Annotated in this window: 13 protein-coding genes; 3 read left to right on the top strand and 10 right to left on the bottom strand. The window is 56.3% G+C overall.

Going from position 1 to position 22,699, the window contains the following annotated elements; all coding sequences use genetic code 11:
- Positions 1–122 precede the first annotated feature (122 nt).
- Positions 123–2,207, bottom strand: a complete 2,085-nt coding sequence (locus tag IPM50_07245) for an ATP-dependent helicase (GenBank protein ID QQS34352.1) — start codon at positions 2,205–2,207, stop codon at positions 123–125.
- A 670-nt stretch (positions 2,208–2,877) separates the two neighbouring features.
- Here IPM50_07245 and IPM50_07240 point away from each other — a divergent pair.
- Positions 2,878–4,725, top strand: coding sequence for a hypothetical protein (locus tag IPM50_07240; protein ID QQS34351.1), 1,848 nt, complete (start codon positions 2,878–2,880; stop codon positions 4,723–4,725).
- Positions 4,726–4,727: 2 nt separating this feature from the next.
- Here IPM50_07240 and IPM50_07235 read toward each other — a convergent pair whose 3' ends face one another.
- Positions 4,728–5,465, bottom strand: a complete 738-nt coding sequence (locus tag IPM50_07235; protein QQS34350.1) for an SIMPL domain-containing protein — start codon at positions 5,463–5,465, stop codon at positions 4,728–4,730.
- 142 nt (positions 5,466–5,607) lie between these two features.
- Here IPM50_07235 and IPM50_07230 point away from each other — a divergent pair, with 142 nt between their 5' ends.
- The gene (locus IPM50_07230; protein ID QQS34349.1) at positions 5,608–5,913 is read left to right on the top strand and encodes a YbaB/EbfC family nucleoid-associated protein; all 306 of its coding nucleotides are present in this window, start codon (positions 5,608–5,610) and stop codon (positions 5,911–5,913) included.
- Between the two features lie 29 nt (positions 5,914–5,942).
- The gene (recR, locus tag IPM50_07225; protein ID QQS34348.1) at positions 5,943–6,557 is read left to right on the top strand and encodes a recombination protein RecR; all 615 of its coding nucleotides are present in this window, start codon (positions 5,943–5,945) and stop codon (positions 6,555–6,557) included.
- A gap of 1 nt (position 6,558) precedes the next feature.
- Here the strand turns inward: recR and IPM50_07220 are convergent, their stop codons facing one another.
- The 8 genes from IPM50_07220 to IPM50_07185 form a co-directional block, all read right to left on the bottom strand.
- Entirely contained in the window at positions 6,559–7,173 is a 615-nt protein-coding gene (locus IPM50_07220; protein QQS34347.1) for a phosphoribosyltransferase, read from the bottom strand.
- Between the two features lie 69 nt (positions 7,174–7,242).
- The gene (locus IPM50_07215; GenBank protein ID QQS34346.1) at positions 7,243–7,695 is read right to left on the bottom strand and encodes an NUDIX hydrolase; all 453 of its coding nucleotides are present in this window, start codon (positions 7,693–7,695) and stop codon (positions 7,243–7,245) included.
- 345 nt (positions 7,696–8,040) lie between these two features.
- Positions 8,041–10,803 carry a VCBS repeat-containing protein gene (locus IPM50_07210; GenBank protein QQS34345.1) on the bottom strand — a complete coding sequence of 921 codons (2,763 nt, stop codon included), beginning with the start codon at positions 10,801–10,803 and terminating at the stop codon, positions 8,041–8,043.
- Between the two features lie 409 nt (positions 10,804–11,212).
- Positions 11,213–12,205 (bottom strand): carboxypeptidase regulatory-like domain-containing protein, encoded by a 993-nt coding sequence (locus tag IPM50_07205; GenBank protein ID QQS34344.1) that lies wholly within the window; start codon positions 12,203–12,205, stop codon positions 11,213–11,215.
- Positions 12,135–14,597, bottom strand: a complete 2,463-nt coding sequence (locus tag IPM50_07200) for a choice-of-anchor J domain-containing protein (protein ID QQS34343.1) — start codon at positions 14,595–14,597, stop codon at positions 12,135–12,137. Before IPM50_07200 ends, IPM50_07205 begins: the two co-directional genes overlap by 71 nt.
- A gap of 237 nt (positions 14,598–14,834) precedes the next feature.
- Positions 14,835–20,636: a hypothetical protein gene (locus IPM50_07195; GenBank protein QQS34342.1), complete on the bottom strand. Its 5,802-nt coding sequence runs from the start codon at positions 20,634–20,636 to the stop codon at positions 14,835–14,837.
- Between the two features lie 703 nt (positions 20,637–21,339).
- Positions 21,340–21,513 carry a hypothetical protein gene (locus IPM50_07190; GenBank protein QQS34341.1) on the bottom strand — a complete coding sequence of 58 codons (174 nt, stop codon included), beginning with the start codon at positions 21,511–21,513 and terminating at the stop codon, positions 21,340–21,342.
- Positions 21,514–21,562: 49 nt separating this feature from the next.
- Positions 21,563–22,699: a CapA family protein gene (locus IPM50_07185; GenBank protein ID QQS34340.1), complete on the bottom strand. Its 1,137-nt coding sequence runs from the start codon at positions 22,697–22,699 to the stop codon at positions 21,563–21,565.

Raw genomic sequence — 22,699 nt, 5'->3', positions numbered from 1 at the left:
CAACGCGTCCAATGACTTAGACACCAGCTAAATGGAAATGTTCCGGGGAAAGTTGTGACTTCTAGTGCCTAGATGCGGCGAGTTTCGTTGATAGTTGCATCGCGGGCGAAAAGTTTTTTCGCTTAATTTATGTATTCGGTGCCGGCGGCGTCCGCGATCATCGGCGGTGCGTCGATAGCGGGCTCTTCCAGGTTCCATATCTCGTATAGTTCGGGCGGGCATTCGGTGATGAATCGCGACGGTTTTTGCAGTATTGTCTGGCGGTTGAAATCCGTCATCAGCAGCGGATATGTCAGATAAAGTTCATCTTTCGCACGCGTCAGAGCGACGTACCACAGGCGGCGCTCTTCCTCTTCGCTGTCTATCTCTCGCAGGCTGCGGGGCGAGGGGAATTTGCCCTCCGCGGCCCAAATTATGAAGACGGCTTTCCACTCCAGGCCCTTCGCCTGATGCACCGAAGTGAGCGTCAGCAGTTCGTCGTCCTCACCGCCGTGAATGACGTCCTCGCCGACGAGCGGCTGCGGCTGATCGAAACGCTCGGTTGAAAGCAGTGCCAGTTCCGAAAGAAATTCCGCTGTCGAGGTATATCGAGAAGCGTACGCCGCCAGTCCGCGAAGGTCTTCGGTACGCTGTTCGGCGTTCTCATAATTTTCTGCAAGGTATTGCTCGTAACCGCCGCCGAGCACAATCTCGATCTGTTTGCCGGGCTTGTCGCGGTTCTCGTCGTTGGTCAGAGATGTAAGAAGATCCAGAAATGCACGCCACGCGTCCGAGCCCATACGGCCGAATTTCTGCTCACGCAGGTTGCGAACTTCCAACTCGAAACCAGTCGTGCCGGCCTTGTCCGTCAACGCGATCGCCTCGTAAACGCGGTTCGCCGTGGCGTTGCCGACGCCGGGGATCATCTTTAGCACGCGTTTCCACGAAAGCTCATCGCGCGGATTTACGACGATGCGAAGATACGAAATGACATCCTTTATGTGTGCCTGTTCAAAGAACCTGACGCCCGATTGCACGCGGTACGGAATGCCGCGGCGTGTCAATTCCAACTGCAGTTCGATGGAATGGTAATGGGACCGGTACATCACCGCGATGTCGTTGAGATTGGTGCCTTCGTCGCGGAGTTCGAGAATGCGCGACGCGACAAAGACCGACTGCTGATCGACATCGGAGCAGGGAACCAACGCCGGCAGGAATTCACGCGAACGCCGCACCGCGGTCAGCATCTTGGGGAACTGTTTGCGGTTACAGGCGATCGACGTATTTGCTAGGCCGAGTATTTCGGGTGTCGAGCGGTAGTTGGTCTCGAGCTTATAGATCGCCGCTTCAGGATAACGCTGCGGAAATTCGTAGATATTGGTAAACTCCGCTCCGCGCCAAGCGAAAATGCTCTGCGCATCGTCGCCGACGACCATTACGTTGCGATGCTTGACGGCGAGAAGGTCGATTATCTCCGCCTGCAGCTTGTTCGTGTCTTGATATTCATCGACCAAAATGTGCTGAAACTGCTCCGCGTAAAGTGCGGCAATATCTGCGTGTTCCACCAGCAGCTTTTTCCAGTTAAGCAGCAGGTCGTCGTAGTCCATCACGTTCCGCTCGAGCTTTCTTGATCGATACATTACATCGACGCGGCGGATCTGTGCGGTGAGCGGATGAAACTGCGGATATTTTTCGATAATGATGTCATCAATGGGCTTATCGGTGTTGTTCGCGTACGAGATCATCGACTGTATGACCTCGGCCTTTGGAAAACGCTTTTTCTTGGTGTCGATGGCGGCCTCGTCGATGCAGACGTTGATGAAAGCACGCGCGTCCTCGCTGTCGAGGATCGAGTAATTTGCGTCGTAGCCGAGGCTGACGGCGTGGCGGCGAAGTATCAGATTTGCCACGCGGTGAAACGTGCCGCCCCATGTTCGATGCACATTTTGTGAGCCTGTCAGCGATTCAACTCGCCGCAGCATCTCGCGAGCAGCTCGATTCGTAAAGGTCGCCAGAAGTATCCGCTGCGGCGAAACGCCCTGCTCGATCAGGTACGCAACGCGGTATGTGATCGCACGCGTCTTGCCGGTTCCCGCACCCGCGACGACGAGTGCAGGGCCGGGTTTTGCAGTGACGACGCGAAACTGCTCCTCGTTCAGATCGCTCTTAAAACGGGCAAATCTTTCGGGCGTTTGGCCCTCGCTGCGCTTGAGAACGTACGTTTTCATACGTGAAACATCATACTATTATAGATAATTTCGCGATTTCGGCAATCTATCCGCGTGCGGGGTTGACGCGGCGCATTTCTTTAATTATGATTCGCGATGCGGTGAAAAACTTACGGACATTGCAGATACCGTGCTGCGTAGCGGTTTTAGTGGCTTTGCTGTGTACGTCCGTTTCCGCAAGTGCCTGTTCGCATCTACAATCAGGCGGCGATAAATCGCTTTCCTGTCATAACGACTCTCACGAACCCCCCTTAATTGGAACTTATTCCTCGGTTAAACCAAACACCATCACCACGCCCTGCGGCTGTTTTACGGCGAGCGCTGAAGTATCGATACTCGGCAGTTCGTCTGAAAAAAGCCAAAAGGGCCGTTCGGGCGATCAGGCATTAGAAGCAGAGCCATTCGAGGCTGACCCGCCTCGGTTCATACGCAGCCGGTATTCGCATTTTTCATTCTCCCATCAAAGTCATTTCTCGGGCAGCATAAGGATAACTGCGCCTTCACGCGGCCCGCCTGCGGTCTAAACTTAATTTCACATCATCGATCCGGCTAGGGCCGAGGTTCGTAGGAAGCGGGAATACCTCTTTCTCTCTGACCGGCGTGGCAACTCCAGCGTTTATAGTTCGAACGTTTGGCTGCGCATTTACAACCATTTAGATCTTCAGCATCAATGACGCGACAAATTAACATCATTTTCGCAATTCTAATATTCACTTGCTGTGCTGCGGCACAGTCTCCGTTCACACTTGAGAGCAGTTCGCTGATCACAATGACCTCGGTTGAGGTAGAGGCACGCGAAAAGGCCGCGACGCAAGGCAAGGTCCAAGGCAGTATCTTGAGCTTCACACAGAAGGAGATCCGTATCGTAATTACTACCGGCCCCGCCGATGATGCTCTTTCATATCGAATTCAAGGGCTGAAAAATCCCGCGATCGCCGTTCCGGAGGGTGCGGTCTTAAGGATATTGTTTGTCAATTCTGATGCCGATATGCGTCATGATGTCCGTTTCGGATCTGTCGAAGGCGATTTTGCACTTGCACCTGATATCACTTTGTCTGTCGGCGGCTCTCGGCTTGCGGCCCGATCGGCAGAGGGCGAAATACAGGCTGAGGAGCTTGTCTTAAGACCGATTCAAAAAGGAAATTCCCGCTACTTTTGCTCGGTCCGCGGCCACGCCAGGAACGGTATGTGGGGCAGCATCGCGGTCGGGGTAAAACCAACAGCCGAGCCGTCAGCAACTACTGCTCGTCACGGCCATCGACGTACACAGTTGCCCGGCACGGACACCACGATTGAGGAACCGATGCCCTCAACGATGAACATCGGCGACACGATGGAGCGTGAATCTTCGGGTACGGCGTGGAATCCGGACTCGTCGCCTGTTTACGGCTACATGAAAAGCTATGACGACGGCGGGATGTTCATGGTAATGGGCTCGGCGTTTCTTCGCTATACACGCATCGGCGGCGAACGCGACGTTTCCGTTGCGGGAAAGGGAAGCCGCAGCCGGCCCGATGCCCCGACGATGCTGATGCTGATGTATTCAAAGCCGCTGAATGCCAATACACAATTCGGCTTCAGGACAATGGTCAGCGCCGATCCTATTTTTCAAAAAGGCTGGGGCTATCCGCTCTTGTTTCAAAGCGGCGAACTTTACAACGGCCGGCCGATCCACGACCGCCAGCACCCGCATGACCTTTTCTCGGAGCTTGCGGTTTCCGTTTCGCATCGCTTTGGCAAAGGCCGTTCTGTTTATCTTTATGCGGGTTATCCGGGCGAACCGGCGCTCGGCCCGCCCGTTTTTATGCACCGAATTTCCGCAAAGAACAACCCGGATGCGCCCATTGCTCATCACTGGCAGGACGCCACGCATATTACGTGGGGCGTCGTGACCGGCGGCGTATCGCTGGGCAAAGCCAAATTTGAGGCGAGCGTTTTCAACGGCCGCGAACCCGACGAGAACCGCTGGAAACCTGACAGGCCGCGTCTGAATTCTTTCAGCGGCCGCTTTTCGTTCAATCCGACGAGAAATTGGGCGTTGCAGGTATCGCACGGTTACTTACGCGACCCTGAACCGGCCGAACCCGAAGTGCGCATCCTGCGAAAGACCTCGGCGTCGGCGGTCTTCAACAAGGCGTTAGATAATGACCGCAATTTCGCCGTGTCGCTGATTTGGGGACGCAATCACAAGAACGGTAAAGGCTCGGATTCCTATCTAGCCGAAGCGAATTATGATTGGGCAAAGAACGCCCTATTCTCGCGATACGAGATAGTAAAAAAAGAGGGTCACGAACTCGTGCTGGAACATCCGCTGGAACACGACAGCTTCTGGCTGCGTGCATTTTCGCTCGGCTACATTCGGGATATCTATTCAGGAAAGGGGCTCGATGTCGGCATAGGTTCGATGTTCACGATCAGCCGCAATCCCGAGCCGCTCCGGCCGGTTTACGGTGGTACGACGCACGGCGGCTGGCAGGTCTTTATGCGATTCCGTCCGTCGAAAATGAAAATGGATTGAGATCAATTTACTGCAAAACTGATATTCACGACCGCGGTCATGTCCTTTTCGATGGTCGATGTATCGTAAACGCCGTAATCGGAAACTTCGGTCGAATCGGCAGCCGTTATCTGCAGGACGCCCATCTTTGCCGACCGCACCGCACCTATGGAGTTTCCCGTACTGGCAGCGATCTTTTCGGCACGCTCTTTTGCGTCTTTGGCGGCCTCGCCGAGCATTTCAATTTTCAGGTCGCCGATCTTTGTGTAATAGAATTTCGGCGCGGACGATTCGATCAGTATCCCCTGATTGATCAGTTCCGTGGATTCACGTGCGATCTGAGCGATACGCTGAACGTCGTTAGAACGCACCTCTATCTGCTGCTGAAGTGAATAGCCGGTGATCTCGCCGGTCTCATTGCCGTCGGCATCGCGGCGTTTGAGCGTGGTGGTCGTGATAGCGGAAACCTCCATCTGAGCTTCCGTTATGCCTTTTTCCAGCAGATATTGTTTGATCTTAGGGATGCCGTCGGCAAGCTGGCGGTACGCGTCGGCCAATGTCGGAGACTGTGCCGAGATACCTGCACTCCAAACAACGAGGTCTGACGTGATACGGCTTTTAGCCGAGCCCGTGACGGTGATGGCTTCGTCGCCGCGCCGCGAACGGGCGTGAAACCAGCCAAATATCAGCGAAGAGATCATCAACCCTATCGCCAAAACCAACGCCGCCTTGAATATGCCGCTGCCCTTTTCGTCGCTCATAGTGGAGTCCTCCCCTTGTGCCGATTCGCCTGTATCATACTCTCAGTCCGGCAGAATTGAAAGAACTTTTTTCGCGTATAGCCCTCTTTGCAAACCGCTGCCCTCAAACGCTACGATTGATAGATAAGGAAGGAATAAATTTATGAAATTACCTGGCGGGCTCGATCTGAATTCGATGATGCAGCAGGCACAGGCGATGCAGGAGCAAATGAGCCGTGAGATGAAGGAAATGGTCGTTGAAGCGACGGCCGGCGGCGGTGCCGTGAACGTAAAGATGCGTGGCGATTTTCAGGTCATGTCCATCGAATTTTCTCCTGACCTGGTGAAGGACGGCGATGTCGAGATGCTGCAGGACCTTGCGGTCGCTGCGCTCGGCGAAGCACACCGAAAGGTCGAAGAATCGCTTAAGGGCAAATTGGGCGGAATGCTGCCGCCCGGGCTGATGTAATATACTACGTCCCTTACACGGCCCTTATTATGCTCGATTATTCAGAACCCGTCGCGAAACTCATCGACGAATTCAAACGGCTTCCCGGTATCGGGTCAAAGTCGGCTCAGCGGCTCGCATTCTACATAATGCGACGGCCTGAGGCTGAGGTAGAGCGCTTTGCCGAAACCCTTCGCGAGGTCAAAGAGCGGATAGTTTTCTGTTCCGCATGCAACAACCTAACGGACGTCGATCCGTGTCTTTATTGTTCCAACGTTAAACGCGACCGCTCGATCATATGCGTGGTCGAGGAGCCTTATAATCTCGTCGCAGTGGAAAAAACGCGTTCCTATCGTGGGCTATATCACATCCTTCACGGTTCGTTGTCCCCGATGCGCGGCATCGGGCCGGATGAGCTTATGATCAAGAATCTGCTGACGCGCCTCAGGCCGGAGAATAACGGAGGCGTCGAGGTAAAAGAGATAATCATCGCGACAAACCCAACGACAGAGGGCGAGGCAACCGCAAATTACCTCGCCCGTCTGATAAAGCCTATCGGCGTCTATGTGTCCCGTATCGCGATGGGAATGCCCGTCGGATCCGATCTGGAGTTTGTCGATGAGGTGACGATGGACCGTGCCTTGGCCAATCGTCACGCAATGTGAGCTAGAACCTCACGGTCTCTTCGCTGGCGTCGGACGCGCTTCGCGAGCCTTGCCACTCTTCCTTCGACTCGTAGAAATTCACGTCAAAACTGAGCAGAGATTTCGCGGGAATGCCGTCGAATTCATTCGGAGCGTCATCAAATTTAACGATGGTCCCGATACCGATGACCTCGCTGCCAAGATCTTTTACCAATTGGATCGTCTCGCGTATGGCCGAGCCTGAACGATTGATGTCATCGACAATGATCGCGGGATATACGTCGCCCTGGCCGATGTATTGGCGAAACTGCCGCTTGCCCTCTTCCATTTCTGCCCAATAGATCTGCTCTGCCCCCAGTGCCTCGCGGACGCCGAAAGCGACCATAATGCCGCCGGGGCTCGGACTGACGACCGAAACCTTAGGCAGCCGGCTCGAAATGGATTTTTCCATACGAAACATCCTGCTCAGGCCCACCGACAATATTCTTGCGTTGTCGTAATAGCGAAAAGCGAGCGGCATCTGAAAATAATGGGATGCACGCTTGCCGTTAGGGTAAACAAAATGTCCGCGGCGGTATGCGCCTGTTTTAACGAGGATGTTCATTACCTCATCCGCTGTCGGAACCAGATCAACCATGAATTAACTCTCCTTAAAGAAAACGCAATTATACAACGATACGCTGCGGGGCTTCCAATTCGGAGCCGATCATATCAGGTTTTCTGTAGAAATTATTAACGAACGCAGGTCCTCCGATATGCCGTCGGGCAGTTCGCCAGCCGTGAACCAGCCGATCCCTCGAATTTCCTTGCTTCCGATCGCTCCGTCGCCGCGGCCCTTTGCCGTGAACGAGATCTCGAGATGGCTGCCGACCGTTCGCTGACGCAGCAGCTTCAGATCGTATATTTCGACGCCTGATTCTTCCATGACCTCGCGGCAGGCGGCCTGTTCCGGCGTCTCGCCGTATTCAACAAAACCGCCGGGCAAACCCCAGCCTTTGTCCGGGCGAAAATAATGATCGAGCAGCAGGATCTTTCCCTCGTCATTTCGCACGATCGCAGCGGAAGAGACGGTGAATTTCGGCTGAACCGATCGTGTAACACGCGCACGTGTCCTCGGCGACAACATCCGCCATACCTTGCCAACTGCATCCATCAGCATTCCCACAGTCCGCCCTCCACGCCATCAGAGGCTTGCATCTAGAATAGCCGACGATTGCCGATTATCCACATCCGCAAAAAGGAAGAACCACTCGCGTGAGCGGGTGGCTCCGCAGGCCGGCAGCCTGCAGAGGTTGCAGAGGCCCGCGCGTAAGCAAGGGCGATATCCGGAGCGTTATCATACGGGAGCGGCTTCGCCGGAAGAGGCCTGTGATCATTTAGTATGCTTTGGTCGTTCGCTATCGCTCTTGCTGACGCGCGGGCTTCTGCAAGTTCTTCAACAAAATACCCCGCTTCAAAGAGCGGGCAATTCTGTCGGACCGCAGGCAGCCTGCGTCCCGACGATTCACTCCAGCCCGACGAAATCAACATCTGTCAGAGTGTCTTTCACGACAACAGTCCTTGGCACGAAGCGGTAGCTACGAGACTTAACGCTCATTTCGTAAGAGTCACCAACGGGAAGGTCCTCGAAGCGGTAGTAGCCAAAACTCGACGTGATCGCAACTCGAGTAACGCCGTCAGATCCGGTCATCGACACTGTGGCGTTACGCAATCCGCGGCCGTCCGGCGTCATCACGCGACCGGACACATCGACAACGGCGGCGGTCGGAGGCCGATCCACAGACAAGATCGCGATCTCGCGGCCGATCCCGCTCGGCGGCATACTCACGAGCATCGCGAGGTCCGGCACAGCGTCGCCGTCGAAGTCCGCGAAGACGGGGCTCCACGGTCCCCAATAGACCCCGAGGCGATGGGGAAAGGTAAAGTTGCCGGCGCCGTCGTTGTAGTACATCGCGATGCCGCCCGCCACGGTGGCCATCATCAGGTCGAAGTCGCCGTCGCCGTCCACGTCGCCGACTTCTAGGCCTTGAACGCCCTGGAGGTCGGGTGAGTACGGGGCGTAGTAGTCGCTGCGACCTGTGAACGTGCCGTCGCCCACACCGAAGATCACCGTCAACGTTTCTCGCCCACTGTTGCCGCTCGATGAGTTGGCGGTGGCGAAGTCCGCATGCCCGTCGCCGTTGAAGTCCGCGACAACGACATAGCGGGGCCCGCGGCCCACGTTGTAGACGACCGCCTCCTGAAATGTCCCGTCGCCGTTGCCGAGGTGGACGTTGATGAAGTCATTGGCGCCGTTGATGCCCCAGTGAGCCGTGACGAGGTCGACGTTCCCGTCGTCGTTGAAGTCGCCGTGGCCGAGGTCGCGCGGGATGCGGCCGATGTTGATGGTGTATGCGGGCTGGAACGTTGCGTCGCCATTATTGAGGCGGATGAAGATGTGCTGAGGATCGTTGCCGCCGGCACAGCCGAGCTGTTCGAGGTTGACCACGTCGAGGTCGCCGTCATTGTCGAGGTCTATCGCATCGATGTCGCCATTGCCGCAGGTGTTTAGGTCCCACTCCGTGAGCGGCCCGAACGTGCCGGTGCCATCGTTGAGGCCGACCCAGAAGTCGTATCCGGTTACGGAGTCCGTATGGGCGTCGTTGTATAGGAGGTCGAGGTGACCGTCGCCATTGAGATCGCGGAGCTTGGCGTTCGAGACGCCGCGCCCGTAGGCCGTGGAGTGCGTGTAGATGACAGGGTCAGCGAACGTACCATCGCCGTTGTTACGGATCAGTGCGCCCGGAGTGCCGAAAGCCTCACCCGAGGCGAAGAGGTCGAGATCGCCATCACCGTCTACGTCCCCAGCGACGAGGTGAAGCGTGGTGCCTGTGCCGCTGGGGTATCGAGGCGAATGAACGGGGAACTGACCATCGCCGGGGTTCTTGTGGACAGTGACGGCCATCGAATACCGGTCGGCCGAGAGGAGGTCGAGAGAGCCATCGCTATCCACATCGGCTACCGCCAGGGCGAAGGTGCCCTGCCCGGCGGGGATCATGGTGGACGGGCCAAACCCACCCGCACCGTTGTTATAGACCACCCGCAGCCCGTCGGTCGCACGTCCGTCGAAGTTGAGCCCGGCGACGTCCAGCCACCCGTCGCCGTCAAAGTCGGCCACGGCGAGGTCGGACGGGCCGGAGGAGTAGATGTTCAGGATGATGTCGGGCGCACGCGAGAAGGTGCCGCCGTTGTTGCGGAGGTGGGCGATCCGCGGCACTTCGGAGCCGACTGGTTTGCTGTCCGTGTTCGAGTAGAAGATGTCGAGGTCGCCGTCGTTGTCGCTGTCACCGAGAGCGATGGAGCCATAATACATGGCGTCGTGCCACGGGAAGATCTGGTCGTAAACGAGCGGCGCGCCGAAGCCGCCGGTGCCATTATTGATGAGGACCGAGACCTGCTGCCAGTTGTGGGCCACCGCGAGTTCGGGGCGGCCGTCACCGTTGAGGTCGCCTGCGGCCAGCTTAAAGGGACGGTCCCCCACGGGGTAGGTCACGTGAGACGCGAAATGCCCGGTCCCGTCGCCTCTAAGCACGGACACACTCCCGCCCGTCTGGAAGTTCTGGAAGTTCGAGGTCGCCACATCGAGGTGGCCATCGCCGTCAAAATCGGCCACGGTGATGCCGGTCGGGGCCGCGCCGCCTACGGTGAACGTGCGCTTGTTCGGGAAGGCACCTGTGCCGTCGTTGAGGAAGAGCACGACGGTGTTGCCGGTTTCCCAGAACGTGTCGGCCACGGGCACGACGATGTCGATGTCCCCGTCGCCGTCAAAGTCGCCCACCGCAATGTCCCAACATCCCTTATTCGAGACCGTGTAGTGCGTTGGCGTTCCGTAGGCTCCGTTCCCGTCGTTGAGAATGACCACGAAACCGGACGTTCCATCGGTGCCACCGCCCGGTGAGGCGAACTCGTAGTTGGAGACGGCCACGTCGGGGGCGCCGTCGCCGTTGAAGTCGGCCGTGACGAGAGCGGTGGGATCGCGCTCAAAGGGCGCCGGGTTGCCCGTGTAGGCGCTGGAGCCAACGTTATAGCCAACCCACGGAACGCCGAAGGGCAATGCCGATTTTGCGCCGCCGGCCCTGATCGGGACGGTCGTCAAGGAAAATGACACCACGCCGGCAGCCAGCGTCAGAAAAATGGCCCGCATCTTCCCCTTCAAGAGTTTTTTGTAAACTCCCCAGATCCTTTCCCCTTTGATGAAAAGGCACCACCGCTGTGCTATCTGCTTCATATTGCTCTCCCCGGTTGACGGACGACTGGGTAATAACTACTGAGCATTCGGCAATCTATCCAAACATCTCGCAATTTTTACACGTTAGTACAGTGTCATATTCCTAAGGAAAAAGACAAGGCAGATGCCGTTCGATATGGTAAACGCAAACACCGTGCCGTCAAATGGCTGCTATAAGCCGCTGGAACGAGACGAAATAAGCTTTCGATAGGGCTCAGGTAGCTTAATTTGTATGCGAGTTATTGCACATTTTGGGGATGGTCGGTGCGAAATTTCCCGCGCTGTGGCCGAAATCACCGAGGGGTGACATAGATGGGGAGATCGAAGGAGAGAGCCTCGCGGTGGGGAATAACCCGACCGCGTTGCATTCTTGCACTCTCAACTCTTAACTTTCAACTCTCAACTCCCCTCATTCCAGCCCAACGAAATCAACATCCGTCAGCGTATCTGTCACAACGACGACACGCGGAACGAAGCGGTAGTTGCGTGAATTTACGCTCATCACGAACGACTCGCCAACCGGCACTTCGTCGAATCGGTAGTAACCGAAGCTCGAAGTTACCGCACGGCGTACCACACCGTTAGCGTCCGTCATCGTGACCTCTGCGTTGCGGAGCGGAGCACCGGTCGACGTGAATACGCGTCCCGATACCTCGACTCCCGCAGCCGTGACCGGCAGCAGTTCGAGTCCCCAGCCGCAGATACCGCCGTTCTGCGTGTCGGGCCTCGGGAAGCCGCCGTCGTCTCTCACATACAGGCTCCATGTTCCGTTGGCGTTGATGCCGCCGAAGTTGCCGAACATCGTCTGGCTGACCGGCCGTGCGACGGTCGATCCCGGCTCGACATACGGTCCTGCAGGTGCAGGTACCGGGAATGTCGTTACAGGGGTCTCCCAGTTCGTCGGCTGATAGACGCCGGTTGCAGGTGCAGTGCTGTTCGCCACGACCTGCGGAGCGGAGTCAGTAAAGGTCAGCGTCCTCGCGTCGTTCGGATTGATCGGGACCACGCCGCCTGCGTCTGCCATCAGGATGTATTTCGCTCCGTTCGGGCCTACAAGCAGGATGTCAACGTTGTCCGGTGAATTCGACCAGTAGTCGAACAGCGTCACACGTACGCGGAACAGGTTCGTCGTAGCGCCGTTGACGAATATCTGCGACGGATATGGCAGACCGATGCTGTTCTCGAAGATATCGATGCACTGCGTGTTCCTGAACTGGTTGGCAGTGTCATTGATGGTCAGAACGGCATCCGTGCCCGGACCGAGCGGCGGAGCACCGCCTGCAGGCCCGATGCCTGTTCCCACAGGATTCGAAAGCTGCAGGATGACTGTCTCAGGGCCTTCTGCAGAGATGTCTCCGCAGATCTGTACGTTTACGATCGCAGTCGTCTGGCCGGGCGGCAAAGTTGACCGTCTGGTTCGTTACTGTGATGTAATCCACCAGCAGCCCACAAGCCGCTCCGCCAAATGCCGTTCCCGGCAACGTGCTGAAATCAACACTTGCCGCTCCCGACGTGTCACCTGATCGGTTTAATGTGATCACTGCCGTATTCGGCTCGTCATCCATATACGTCGGCGAGCTGAAGAACACGAAGTTCGTCGGCGTTGGCGACGGGCTCGGCGACGGCGAAGGAGTTGGTGTCGGCGTTGGCGTCGGTGTTGGCGTCGGTGTTGGCGTCGGCGTTGGCGTCGGCGATTCGACAGGTGACGGGCTAGGCGTCGGCGTCGGCGTCGGGCCTGTCGGGCAGCTGATCTCGACCGTATCTATGCCGATATAGTTCGAGTTGTTGCCGGTTGGTCCGCCGTCCTCTACGAAATACCTGAATCCAAACCGTCCGGTCGTCGGCCCGCCAAGTCCCGTTACAGTTACCGTAAACTGCGTCCAGACTTCAGGATATACACCGCCGGTTTGATACGTCGGGTTGATATCAAGAAGCAGGTTGGTGAAATCACCAACCGATGTGGCGGTTGAGCCAACGTTCGTGCTTGTGCCCGCCGTGCTCATACGCACCTGCAGGCGATCGGGGAAAGGATTGTTGGTTGTTGTACGCGTCCAGAAGGACATCTGCACGCCGTTCTCAAGCGTGACCACTGGTGTAAGTAGCCAGTTGCTAAGCGTTGCGACGCCCGTTCCGTTGTTGAAATTCGCTCCGATATATGAATTTGGGTCTCCTGTATGCGACGGGAACACCGTTGGATTGCCCTGGAACCAACCAGTCGTCCCTGGACCCGGTTCTGACAGGTTCTGCAGTGACCAACCACCACCCGGAAGTGTTCCAACATCCTCGAATCCCTGAGTGAAAGGCGTGCAGGACGGCGACGGCCCAGGTGACGGGCTCGGTGACGGTGTTGGTGACGGTGACGGCGTCGGTGTCGGTGTTGGCGTCGGTGTTGGTGACGGTGACGGCGTCGGTGTCGGTGTTGGCGATGGTGTCGGTGTCGGTGTTGGCGTTGGCGTCGGCGTCGGTGTCGGTGTTGGCGTCGGCGTCGGTGTTGGTGTCGGTGTCGGTGTTGGTGTTGGTGTTGGCGTTGGCGTCGGCGTCGGTGTCGGTGTTGGCGTCGGCGTCGGTGTTGGTGTTGGCGTCGGTGTTGGTGTTGGCGTCGGTGTTGGTGACGGTCCGGTACCTGCGACCGGTGCGAAATCAACACCCTTGATGATATTTCCAGCCGGTGCAGTAAAAAGTGTGACGTTATCCGCAGTATCGATCGCGATGGCCGCGTTATATCCCGCCGTGTCGATCAGGCGGATCACGCTGTTTGCCGTCAGAGCACCTTGACCGGTCGATACATAAAGGAACGCTCCAGGCGCGGTCGAGCGGCGTGCGGCTGCAAGTCCGAATCCGCCGAACGTTGTCGTGTAAGTTCCGTTTGCGACCCACGTCGATCCGTCAAAAGAGTATTTTGCGATCGTTCCTGCGGTGTTGCTCGTAGCTGAGAGCACGTATAGGACATCAAATGCCGAACCGTTCTCCACTGACGAGATGAAGTAAAAGTCCTGAGTGTTTGCGTTGTTCGTCAGCCCCGGCAGACCTGTGATCACACCGCCGCTCGGAGCACTTACGGTCGAGACCTGTATGTTTGTGGCCGTACCCGAAGCGAGGCCCGTGTAAACGACGCCGCCAAATGTCCTGATGTTCCTGATATTTGCGGCCGGGCTGGCAGAAGTCGATCCGTTAGTATAGACACCGCCTTGATCGGCGATCCACCAGGTTGAATTGTCTGCCGATGTCGCGGCACGCGTTTGGTTGCCGCTGTTGCCGGTGTATGTCGTCGGAAGAGTGAAGTTGCCGTCTGCGGTAAAAGCAACGACAGCCCGGGGGTTCAATGTATTGACATTCGAGCCGGTAACTTCAGAGTTTGCTCCGGTAAAGGTGAGACGAGTCCGGTCAGCCGTAAGGCTGGCGTATCCGGTGCTGGTCGCGGAGCCGCTTATGCGAATGGCGTCAGGGCCGGTTCCGGGGACGGCAATTGTCTGAACCGGGTTCGACGCGGGACTCGTCGGGCTGAGTTCGACCACTGACGCCGTAGTATTGTTGGCGCTGGCGGCGGCAACCACAACGGCTAGATTTCCGGACGTGAACGCTGCATCGTTGTTCGAGGCTTCAAAGCTTGCAGCTTTTTCAGCCGCCGCTTCGCCGCCTCCGACAACCGCATCCGGCCCGAAAAGCCCGCTGAAGGATGTACGTGCCTGAGACACCGATACATTTCCGGCGAGTGAGAACGCCGCGGTAAGCATTACGGTCAGTCCCAGGATACCTAGAAAATACCTGCCATTTCGTTTCTCAATGTTCTTCATTAGAAATACTCCTATAGGTGCGTTTGCCGGGCATACGTACCGCCCGCTTCAAGCAGAAAACTCGATCTGTGTTTCAAATAGACTTAAGCAGTAACGTCTAATTTACGTTCGTGAAGCTATCAAGGGAAATAAAAATCTCCCTGATTTAACATTCCTGCAATATGGCGTGGCCGGAGAGAAAAATGCGGCCCCCGAGATCGAAGGCCGCCTGCTTTGTGCCGAATTGTTTAGAGGGGATCACTCTTGCCCGATGAAATCGAGGTCCGAGATCGGATCGAGTACCGGCACGAGCCGCGTCGTAAAGCGGTACCGACGCGACGATACGCCCACGATGTAGGTGTCGCCGACCGGAATGTCCGTGAAGACATAGTAGCCGAGCGAACTGGTCGTTACCGTGCGTTTGATGCCGAGCGAGTCGGTCATCGAAACGACAGCGTTACGCAGGCCGGCTCCTTCCGATGTTGTCACGCGTCCAGATACGGTAACTGAGGTCGATGTCGGCGGGAGCAATTGCAGGCCCCAGCCGCCGAGTATCTCGCCCATGAGCGTGTCAGGTGCGAGAGGCGTTCCCGCGTCGTCGCGTATGTACAGGCTCCAGACGCCGTTGCCGTCCGCCAGGCCGAATTGCCCGAACATCGATTGTTCGACAGGCCTGATCAATGCGCAGCCCGGTTCCGTGTAGGGAAGTCCCGGTGCCGGCGGTGCGAATGCCAGAACAGGCGTCTCACAGTTCGTCGGCTTGTAATTGCCGGTCGTCGGTGCGGTGCTGTCGGGCACCGTCTGTGCGGCGATGTCCGAGAACGTCAGTGTGACGTGGTTCGGGAACTGTATTCCCGGTCCCGGTCCGCCAACGTCCGCCATCAGCACGTACTTGTTGCCGTTCGGGCCGACAAGCAGTATGTCCACGTTGTCCGGGAACTCGTGATAGAAGTCATACAGCGTGACCCTGATCGAACCGACCGATGCCGGTGCTCCCGTGACGTTGATGCTCGACGGATACGGATTCGCGACATTGCCGAGCGTGATGTCGATCGGCGTGGTGTTGCGCCACTGGTTCGCCGTGTCATTGATCATCAGAGTCGCCGTAGAAGGAGTGCCGATGTCAGCTCCGACGTTGTTTGTCAGCGACAGATCTGCGCTTTCCGTATTCTCGAACAGCATATCCGAGCACAGAGGCACGCTGAACGACTGCGATCCGCTACTGATCGGGAAGCTGACGTTGATCGGCCCGGAATAGACATAATCCACTGTCGGCCCGCACGTCGCTCCGCCGGTCGCGGTGTTGTCAGTAATGACCACATCCACGCTCGACGCCACAGTCAGATCGCCCGTTCTCGTAACCGTGATCAAAGCAGATTGCGATTCATCGTCCATGAACGTCGCCGCCGCGAACTGCACCTCAGTTATCGGCGTCGGTGTCGGCGAAGGCGGTATAAGGTCAAATGTCGCGGTCACGTTGCGAGCTTGCGACATTGTCACAATGCACGTTCCCGTTCCCGCACATCCGCCGCCCGACCAGCCCGTGAATACCGAGCCCATATCGGCGACAGCGGTCAGCGTAACTACGGTATTCTCGTCGTACAGCTCCGTACAATCGCCGCCGCAGTTGATGCCCGCGGGCGAACTCGTCACCAATCCCGTTCCTGTTCCCGCCGGCGTCACCGTCAGCAGATACTGCGGCGTCACCAGCACCTCGTCCGCACCGATGTCATACGCCGCACCCTGCGGTCGCGCATCGCCATCTATATCGATGGACACGCCGGCGATGGTCACACCGGTATCGAAAGCAGGGCTTAGATTCGTGATATGCAGGTCCGTAGGTGATACAAATAGCGGATCGCCTGATAAGGAGTTTGCGTCGCGTGCCGTCGCACCTTGCCACGCCGCCAGGGTTGCATGATTAACTGAATTGAGTCGGCCAAAGTTTGCCCCGGTCGGATTGTGATAGAGATTATAGTCGAGGGCTGAATAGGCCGCTGCGGTCGTGCCCATGTCGATAATTCCGTAACGATTGCCGATCGTCTGAGTATTTACAATGATGTTATTTCTTAGATCGACCCCGCCAGCAACAACTGTGGCGAGAATTAGGAAATTCGACGAATGGCCGCCTACCGTAGTCTGGTTTGTGTCCATTACAACAGTATTGTTATAGACGTTATAGCCACCGCCTGTAGCGATGGCTACGCCGTAGCCATTATCAGCAACGGCAAAACCATTAAAGCCTTGCGAACGGATATCCGAGATGAAGTTATTTGCAATCACCAGGCCTGACGTCGACGACGTCGAGCCAATCAATAAGCCATTGCTTCCCCAACCAACAGTGTTGTTCTGACGGATATCCTTTATTTCATTCCTCGCTATTAGACCGCCATTAATGACGCCGGCAATCTGAATACCGGACATTGTGGCGGACGTTCCCGTTGAGGAGGCGATACCACTAATGCGGTTCTCAGTTATCTGGAAATTATCGGCCCCACTGACAAACACCCCACGGAATGAGAGTTTTTGAGCGACCGTTGTCGAGCCAAAATCGTTTTCGGAAATGACCCAGTTCTGGTCACGCGTTACGGCATCACCTGAGGTGAAGACGCAATTCTGTACCCCGACGCAGCTATTATTCCTGATCGCGTTATTCGAGTTCGGTCGTCCGTTCTCGGCTGCGTTTCCTAATGTAGCGCCGCTTCCCGCGAGTATGCCTTGACCGGCAAACGAACCGGGCCCGACGAGGTTCAGGTTTTGAATTGAGTTATTGTTTGCACCGCTCGTAGCGTTAGTACCGATCCAAATGATCGCTCCCGAGCCGGTGTTGGTTATCGTCATCTCCCGCAATGATGCGTTGCCGCCAAGCACTGAAGCCGCAGACGAGCCGTCAATGCGTACTCGGTCGGCACCGTTAAGTTTGATAAGTCCATTAGCGTTCGATCCTGTGATAGTTCGCGGACCTGCACTTGGTTTGATCAGCACCGTGAATGGCGATGCAAACTCATTCAGAGCGTGCGTACCGGTCTCGCCCGCGAGGTCTGTGGTGATGTTGATCGTGACGTCACCGGTGACCTCGTTATTGTTGATGTATTCGAAAATACCGCCGGGGTTGGTCAGCGAAGTATATGTCTCGCCGGTCCCGACGTCATAGCTGCCGGAGACGGAGCCCACAATGTTGTAGGTGACCGGGTTTGTCGGTGTTGACGAGATGTTGTTTACGTCCGTCGCGGCAAAGCCCGCGTTCGGATTCGCTCCGACATTACCGACGGTATCCTGAGCGACTATGAAGTAGCGGATCTGGTCGCCCGCGACGACACCGCCGACCGTTGTGTAATTGATCTCGCAATCCCAAGTGCCGTTCTGCGGCGTGCCGCCCGTCTGTGTACAGGTTGTGCCGACATACGGAGCAGCGTTCTTGCTTATATATATCCTCGGGCCTAATGTGACCGTTGTGTTAACGCCTGTCACGTCAGTGATCGTCGCCGACTGCGTACGATTCGACGTGCTGCTCGTATTGCCAAGCGGTGTGTACGAAATGACCGGCGGTGCGAGGTCGATGCCGACAAAGTTGCCTGCGTCGGCTCCGATATCGACCGGTGTCAGGCCGCTGCGGGTCTGTCCGTCGAAATCGAGCACTACACCAACATCTACGCCGTTGCCCTCCGCAACCGTCGGATTCGTCGGGTGCAGGTGCAGATCAGGCGTTGCCGCCGTCGGTGCATTGAACTGCGGGTTTGATTCAAAACTGCCTAGGTCTTGGCCGACCGCTGTTCGCCATGCTGCCAAATTGGTTCGGTCGGCACCATTAAAATAGCCGAATACACCGCCGGTTCCGTTGGCAAAATAAACGTTGTTGTTTACCGTCAGGCCGGTAGGGTTAGGGACTCCTCCGTTGTATTTGATGGCATAGTTTGTCCCCGTGCCGCCGCTGTTCGTACGTGCGTTGAAATAGATATTGTCGCGGTTCGAACGGGTGTTTGTCGTAACCGTCCCGTTAAATGCGTACGAAGCACCCGCTCCGCTCGTTGCCGTACCGCCGATGTAAACGCTGTTGTGGAAAAATTGATTCGTGCCGAGAGCCTCGTTGATACCATTAATACCGGAAACGGCGGAGTTCGATGCAGCGTTACCGAGGGCGGTCGCCTGATTCGCCCCCAATGCGATCATATTGTTGCGATACTGCGTCGTACCGCCCGCGATACGGATACCGCTTATCTCGCCTCCGGTGTTGGTCGTCGGTGCAAGCAGGTTGTAGATCAGATTACGCTCAACGACGTTCGCTGTGCTACCGGTGAACTGAATGCCCGTTACAACACTCGCCGCCGTTGCGTTAGTGTTCGTCAGCGTGTGGATAGTATTCTGCGACAGCGTGTGATTAGGTGTTGAGCTTGTTATATTGATACCTATTACCGAGGCTCCGATGGTTGTTCCCGTTCCAATATTTGTTGTTAGATTTCTAACCGTATTTGATGTGAACACAGCCGGGGCGTTTGAAGTCTGTATGCCGATCATTTGCGACGCTGTGCCCGTGGCATTCAATTGAATGGAATTCGCAACCGTTCCGCCGACTAAATTTGAAGTGAGGTTTCCGGCAACCGTGGTTCCAGTGTTGAGTCTAATTCCGTAGAAGACAAAGGTTCCTGATGCCGCTGCATTGGTTACGGTAATACCGCCGATATTGTTGCTTGCCGCGTTCGTGATATCGAAACTGAAATTGAAGATTCCATGTACGTCCGTTGCGTTTGTGGTGTTAGTGGAAAACGTCAACGAACCACCACTTACGCCTTGCCCTCCGATCGAATTGCTGTTGGTAGTGGCAAGGCCGTTGTTAATAAGAATCCCAGTAAATGGACTTGAAGTACTGGTGCCGCTTGACGTAACACCGGACAAAAGGACTGATTGAATGGTATTGCTGTTGATATTGGAAACAGCTCCGCCCGTAATACCATTAAAGACGATACCTTGGAATTTTCCGGTAGAACCGGTCAGTGTATAAGTGCCGGTCCCCAAACTCGACGAGAATCCGATAGTATTTCCCGTGATCGTAAAACCTTGAGCACCGTTGGTTGCACTTGTATTACCAATATCAATCGCTCGGTGTATCGCACCAGTCGTCCATGTACGTGTTCCGGTTTGATAGAAACGGTTGTTGGTGATGGACCAAGTATTGCAACCGCCGTTGGTAGCAACTCCCGAACTCGTGACCGCCGCACCAAAATAATCGAAAATATTGTTGTTATTGATGACAATTCCGCTGTTTCCAATAGCGGTTGTTGTTGTTGAGCCGTTGCCGAGGATCGCCTTTGTCGGCAGATTCGCTCCGGCTGGGCCGATGTCGTTGTTTGAGATCGTGTTGTTGTCGTTGCCGTTGGCGGTAACAGCGTCCGTGCTGAAAAAGATCGTTGCACCGTTTGTCGCAACGCTCATCGTGCCCGAGCCCTGAATGTTCGAGTTCGTGATCGTGTTGTTCGTCGCACCGCCGATGAATCGGATCGTCGAAGTACCGCTCGTCGCCGAAACGGTCGTGTTTGCGATCGTCAGCGAGCTGCCGCCGGTGTTCAGGCCGTCGATAGTTACGTTGTCGGCGCCATTGAGATCTATTAGCGGATTGCCTGCGTTCGTTGCACCTGAAATGGTTCGGGCCGCACCGCCTGCCGGACTAATTGTTATTGTCGTGTATGAAGCTGAGCCAGTCCCGCTCGCGTTCAGCGTCGCCGTTGCCGTGCCTTCGTCTGTATTGCCGCAGACGTCTATCGCAATATCTCCCGTATGCACGCCTCCGTTAATAGCAACGAAAGCCGCCGCCAACGTCGGATAAGCTGTCGGCGTCGTGCCGAGGATCGAACCCTCGACCTCGATCGGCCCTGCTGTATCGCACGTGCCGGGAGCAAACGCGGCGGGCGGTTCTACGTCAAAGACGTTTACAGTCTCGGCCGGGGCGAAAAGTCCGAAAGACGCCGCTGACGCGCGGTCGGTGATATAGGCACCTGCCGCAACTGCGGCTGCGATGGCGATGACGAGGGTTGCAAAACGAAACGATAGCTTGTTGACGACCATGATTTTTCCTTCCTGTTGATATCTGAACTTTCTCGTTGAGATCAAAGCGCACGGATGCTCTCCGTCAGCCCTCTATACAAAGGGGAAGCGGGGCGTCCATTCGCAAGAGAGCTGAAACAGCTGATCATACTGACTGCGCGAGATTGTTCTGTGAGTATAAACCTATACAAATATATGTCAAGGAAAAAGGCAGGGGCATGGGCGACAGAGAAGCGGTCACGGAGCGGGGGCGTTGCCCCCTTCCCGACTGTCCGGTTGTGATCTTGCATCAGTTTCTCTGCGTTGACCGGTGATCAGGCTTTGATCTTCTCTTCAACACAAATACAAGTGTGTCAGGAAGGGGGCAACGCCCCCGCTGATCTGCGCAGGCTGCCAGCCCGCATCTTGTCAGAACCACCTGCGGTAGCGGGTGGTTGGACTCAGAGACCGCAGGCTGCCAGCCCGCATCTTGTCAGAACCACCTGCGGTAGCGGGTGGTTGGACTTAGAGACCGCAGGCTGCCAGCCCGCATCTTGGAAATAATTATTTAGAATTGCCGTCGGCTTTAGCCGACGGACAAGGTGAACAACCCTGATCCGGGCTTTAGCCCAAATTGCTTTCCATCATTGAGGGCTAAAGCCCAGGTTCTAAAGAGCATCAAAAAACCCCGCTCTAAAGGGTGGGGCAATTCCAAACAAAACCATTAACCCTCAACTCTCAACTTTCATCTGTCAGCTATCAACTCTGCACGCTGCTCTGCTCGCGGCGCCTCACGGCCCCATGCGTATGGTATATCCCGCTTCGATCCGATGCCTGCCGCCATTCTGCACAGCGGCCCGTCTATTATCTGACCTTGTTGCGTGATCCTGACGTGCAAACGGCAAACGGCGACGGGCATTTTTTGCCCGCCGCCGTAAAGAGCCGTGTGTAGCCGAGCCCCTTTTTAGCTATTTTTTGATCGAAATGTCGCCGTTTTCGTCTATTTTTGGAGCATTCTGGCCGAAATCCGTTTCTGAGAGCGAACGCATCTTTCGGATGGCTTCGCCGGACGGATCGAGGACGGGAATTCCGCGGCCCTCCTGTTTGCCGGCGTGGAGCTTTCCGCCGAGGAAACGGCCTTCGGGATCGAGCTTTGCTTCGAGGATGATGGTCAATGCCGTCTCACCGGCAAGCTGGAACCAGCCGTAAGTGCAGAAATTGCCGAGGCTATACGCGATCAGGCGGTCCTTGTAGATCTCCATCCCGCGAAGCACGTGCGGCCCATGGCCCAGGACCAGGTCGGCACCCGCATCGATGACCGTTCGCGAGAACAGCGGCAGATTGCCTCGTGCCTCGCCAAAATACAGCTCGGTGCGGTTCGGGACGTTCTGTGCGCCGGAGCCCTCGGCACCGCCGTGGAACGAGACGACGACGATATCAGCCTGTTTGTCGGCCTCAATTACATAGTTGCGCGCCGCCGCCAGATCGTTAATGTTCGGAACGACGTTGTTGTGTGCAAACCCAATGAATGCAACGCGTTTACCCTTTACGTCGAGATATGTAGTGGAGAACTGTGCGCGGTCGCTGCCGGCGTGTTTTATGCCGACCGCGTCCAGAGCCGCACGTGTATCTGCACGGCCCTTGTCGCCGAAATCACCGGCGTGATTGTTGGCAAGGCTCATCACGTCAAACCCCGCTTCTTTCAGGTATTTGTTGTAACGCGTAGGCATCCGGAATGCGAAACAACGCGTCGAACCGGGCCGGCATTTAGCCGAAACGCCGCTGTCGGTCATCGGTGCTTCAAGGTTGCCGAAGGCGATGTCAGTAGCAGACAAAATGGGCGTCACATCCTTCAGCAGGTCGGCTCCGTCGTTCGGCGGCATGCGGGATTCATTGGGAAATGGCGAACCCAGCATTATATCGCCGACAGCCGCGATCGTGACGGGTTCAGTGTTCTTCGGGGTCGCCTCGGCCTGAGGTTTCTCCGGCTGTGAGGGCGACTCGCCGCTCGCCGTTTTTGACTGGCACGCAAGAAGCAGCACGAGGACCGCTGCGGACGCCAGTGACGTAAAAAGAAGATTACGGATCTCGATATTTACCTTCAT

It is taken from the genome of Acidobacteriota bacterium, assembly GCA_016700075.1.
In the GTDB taxonomy this organism is placed as follows: Bacteria; Acidobacteriota; Blastocatellia; order Pyrinomonadales; family Pyrinomonadaceae; genus OLB17.
This window is presented reverse-complemented; position numbering and strand designations above follow the sequence as displayed.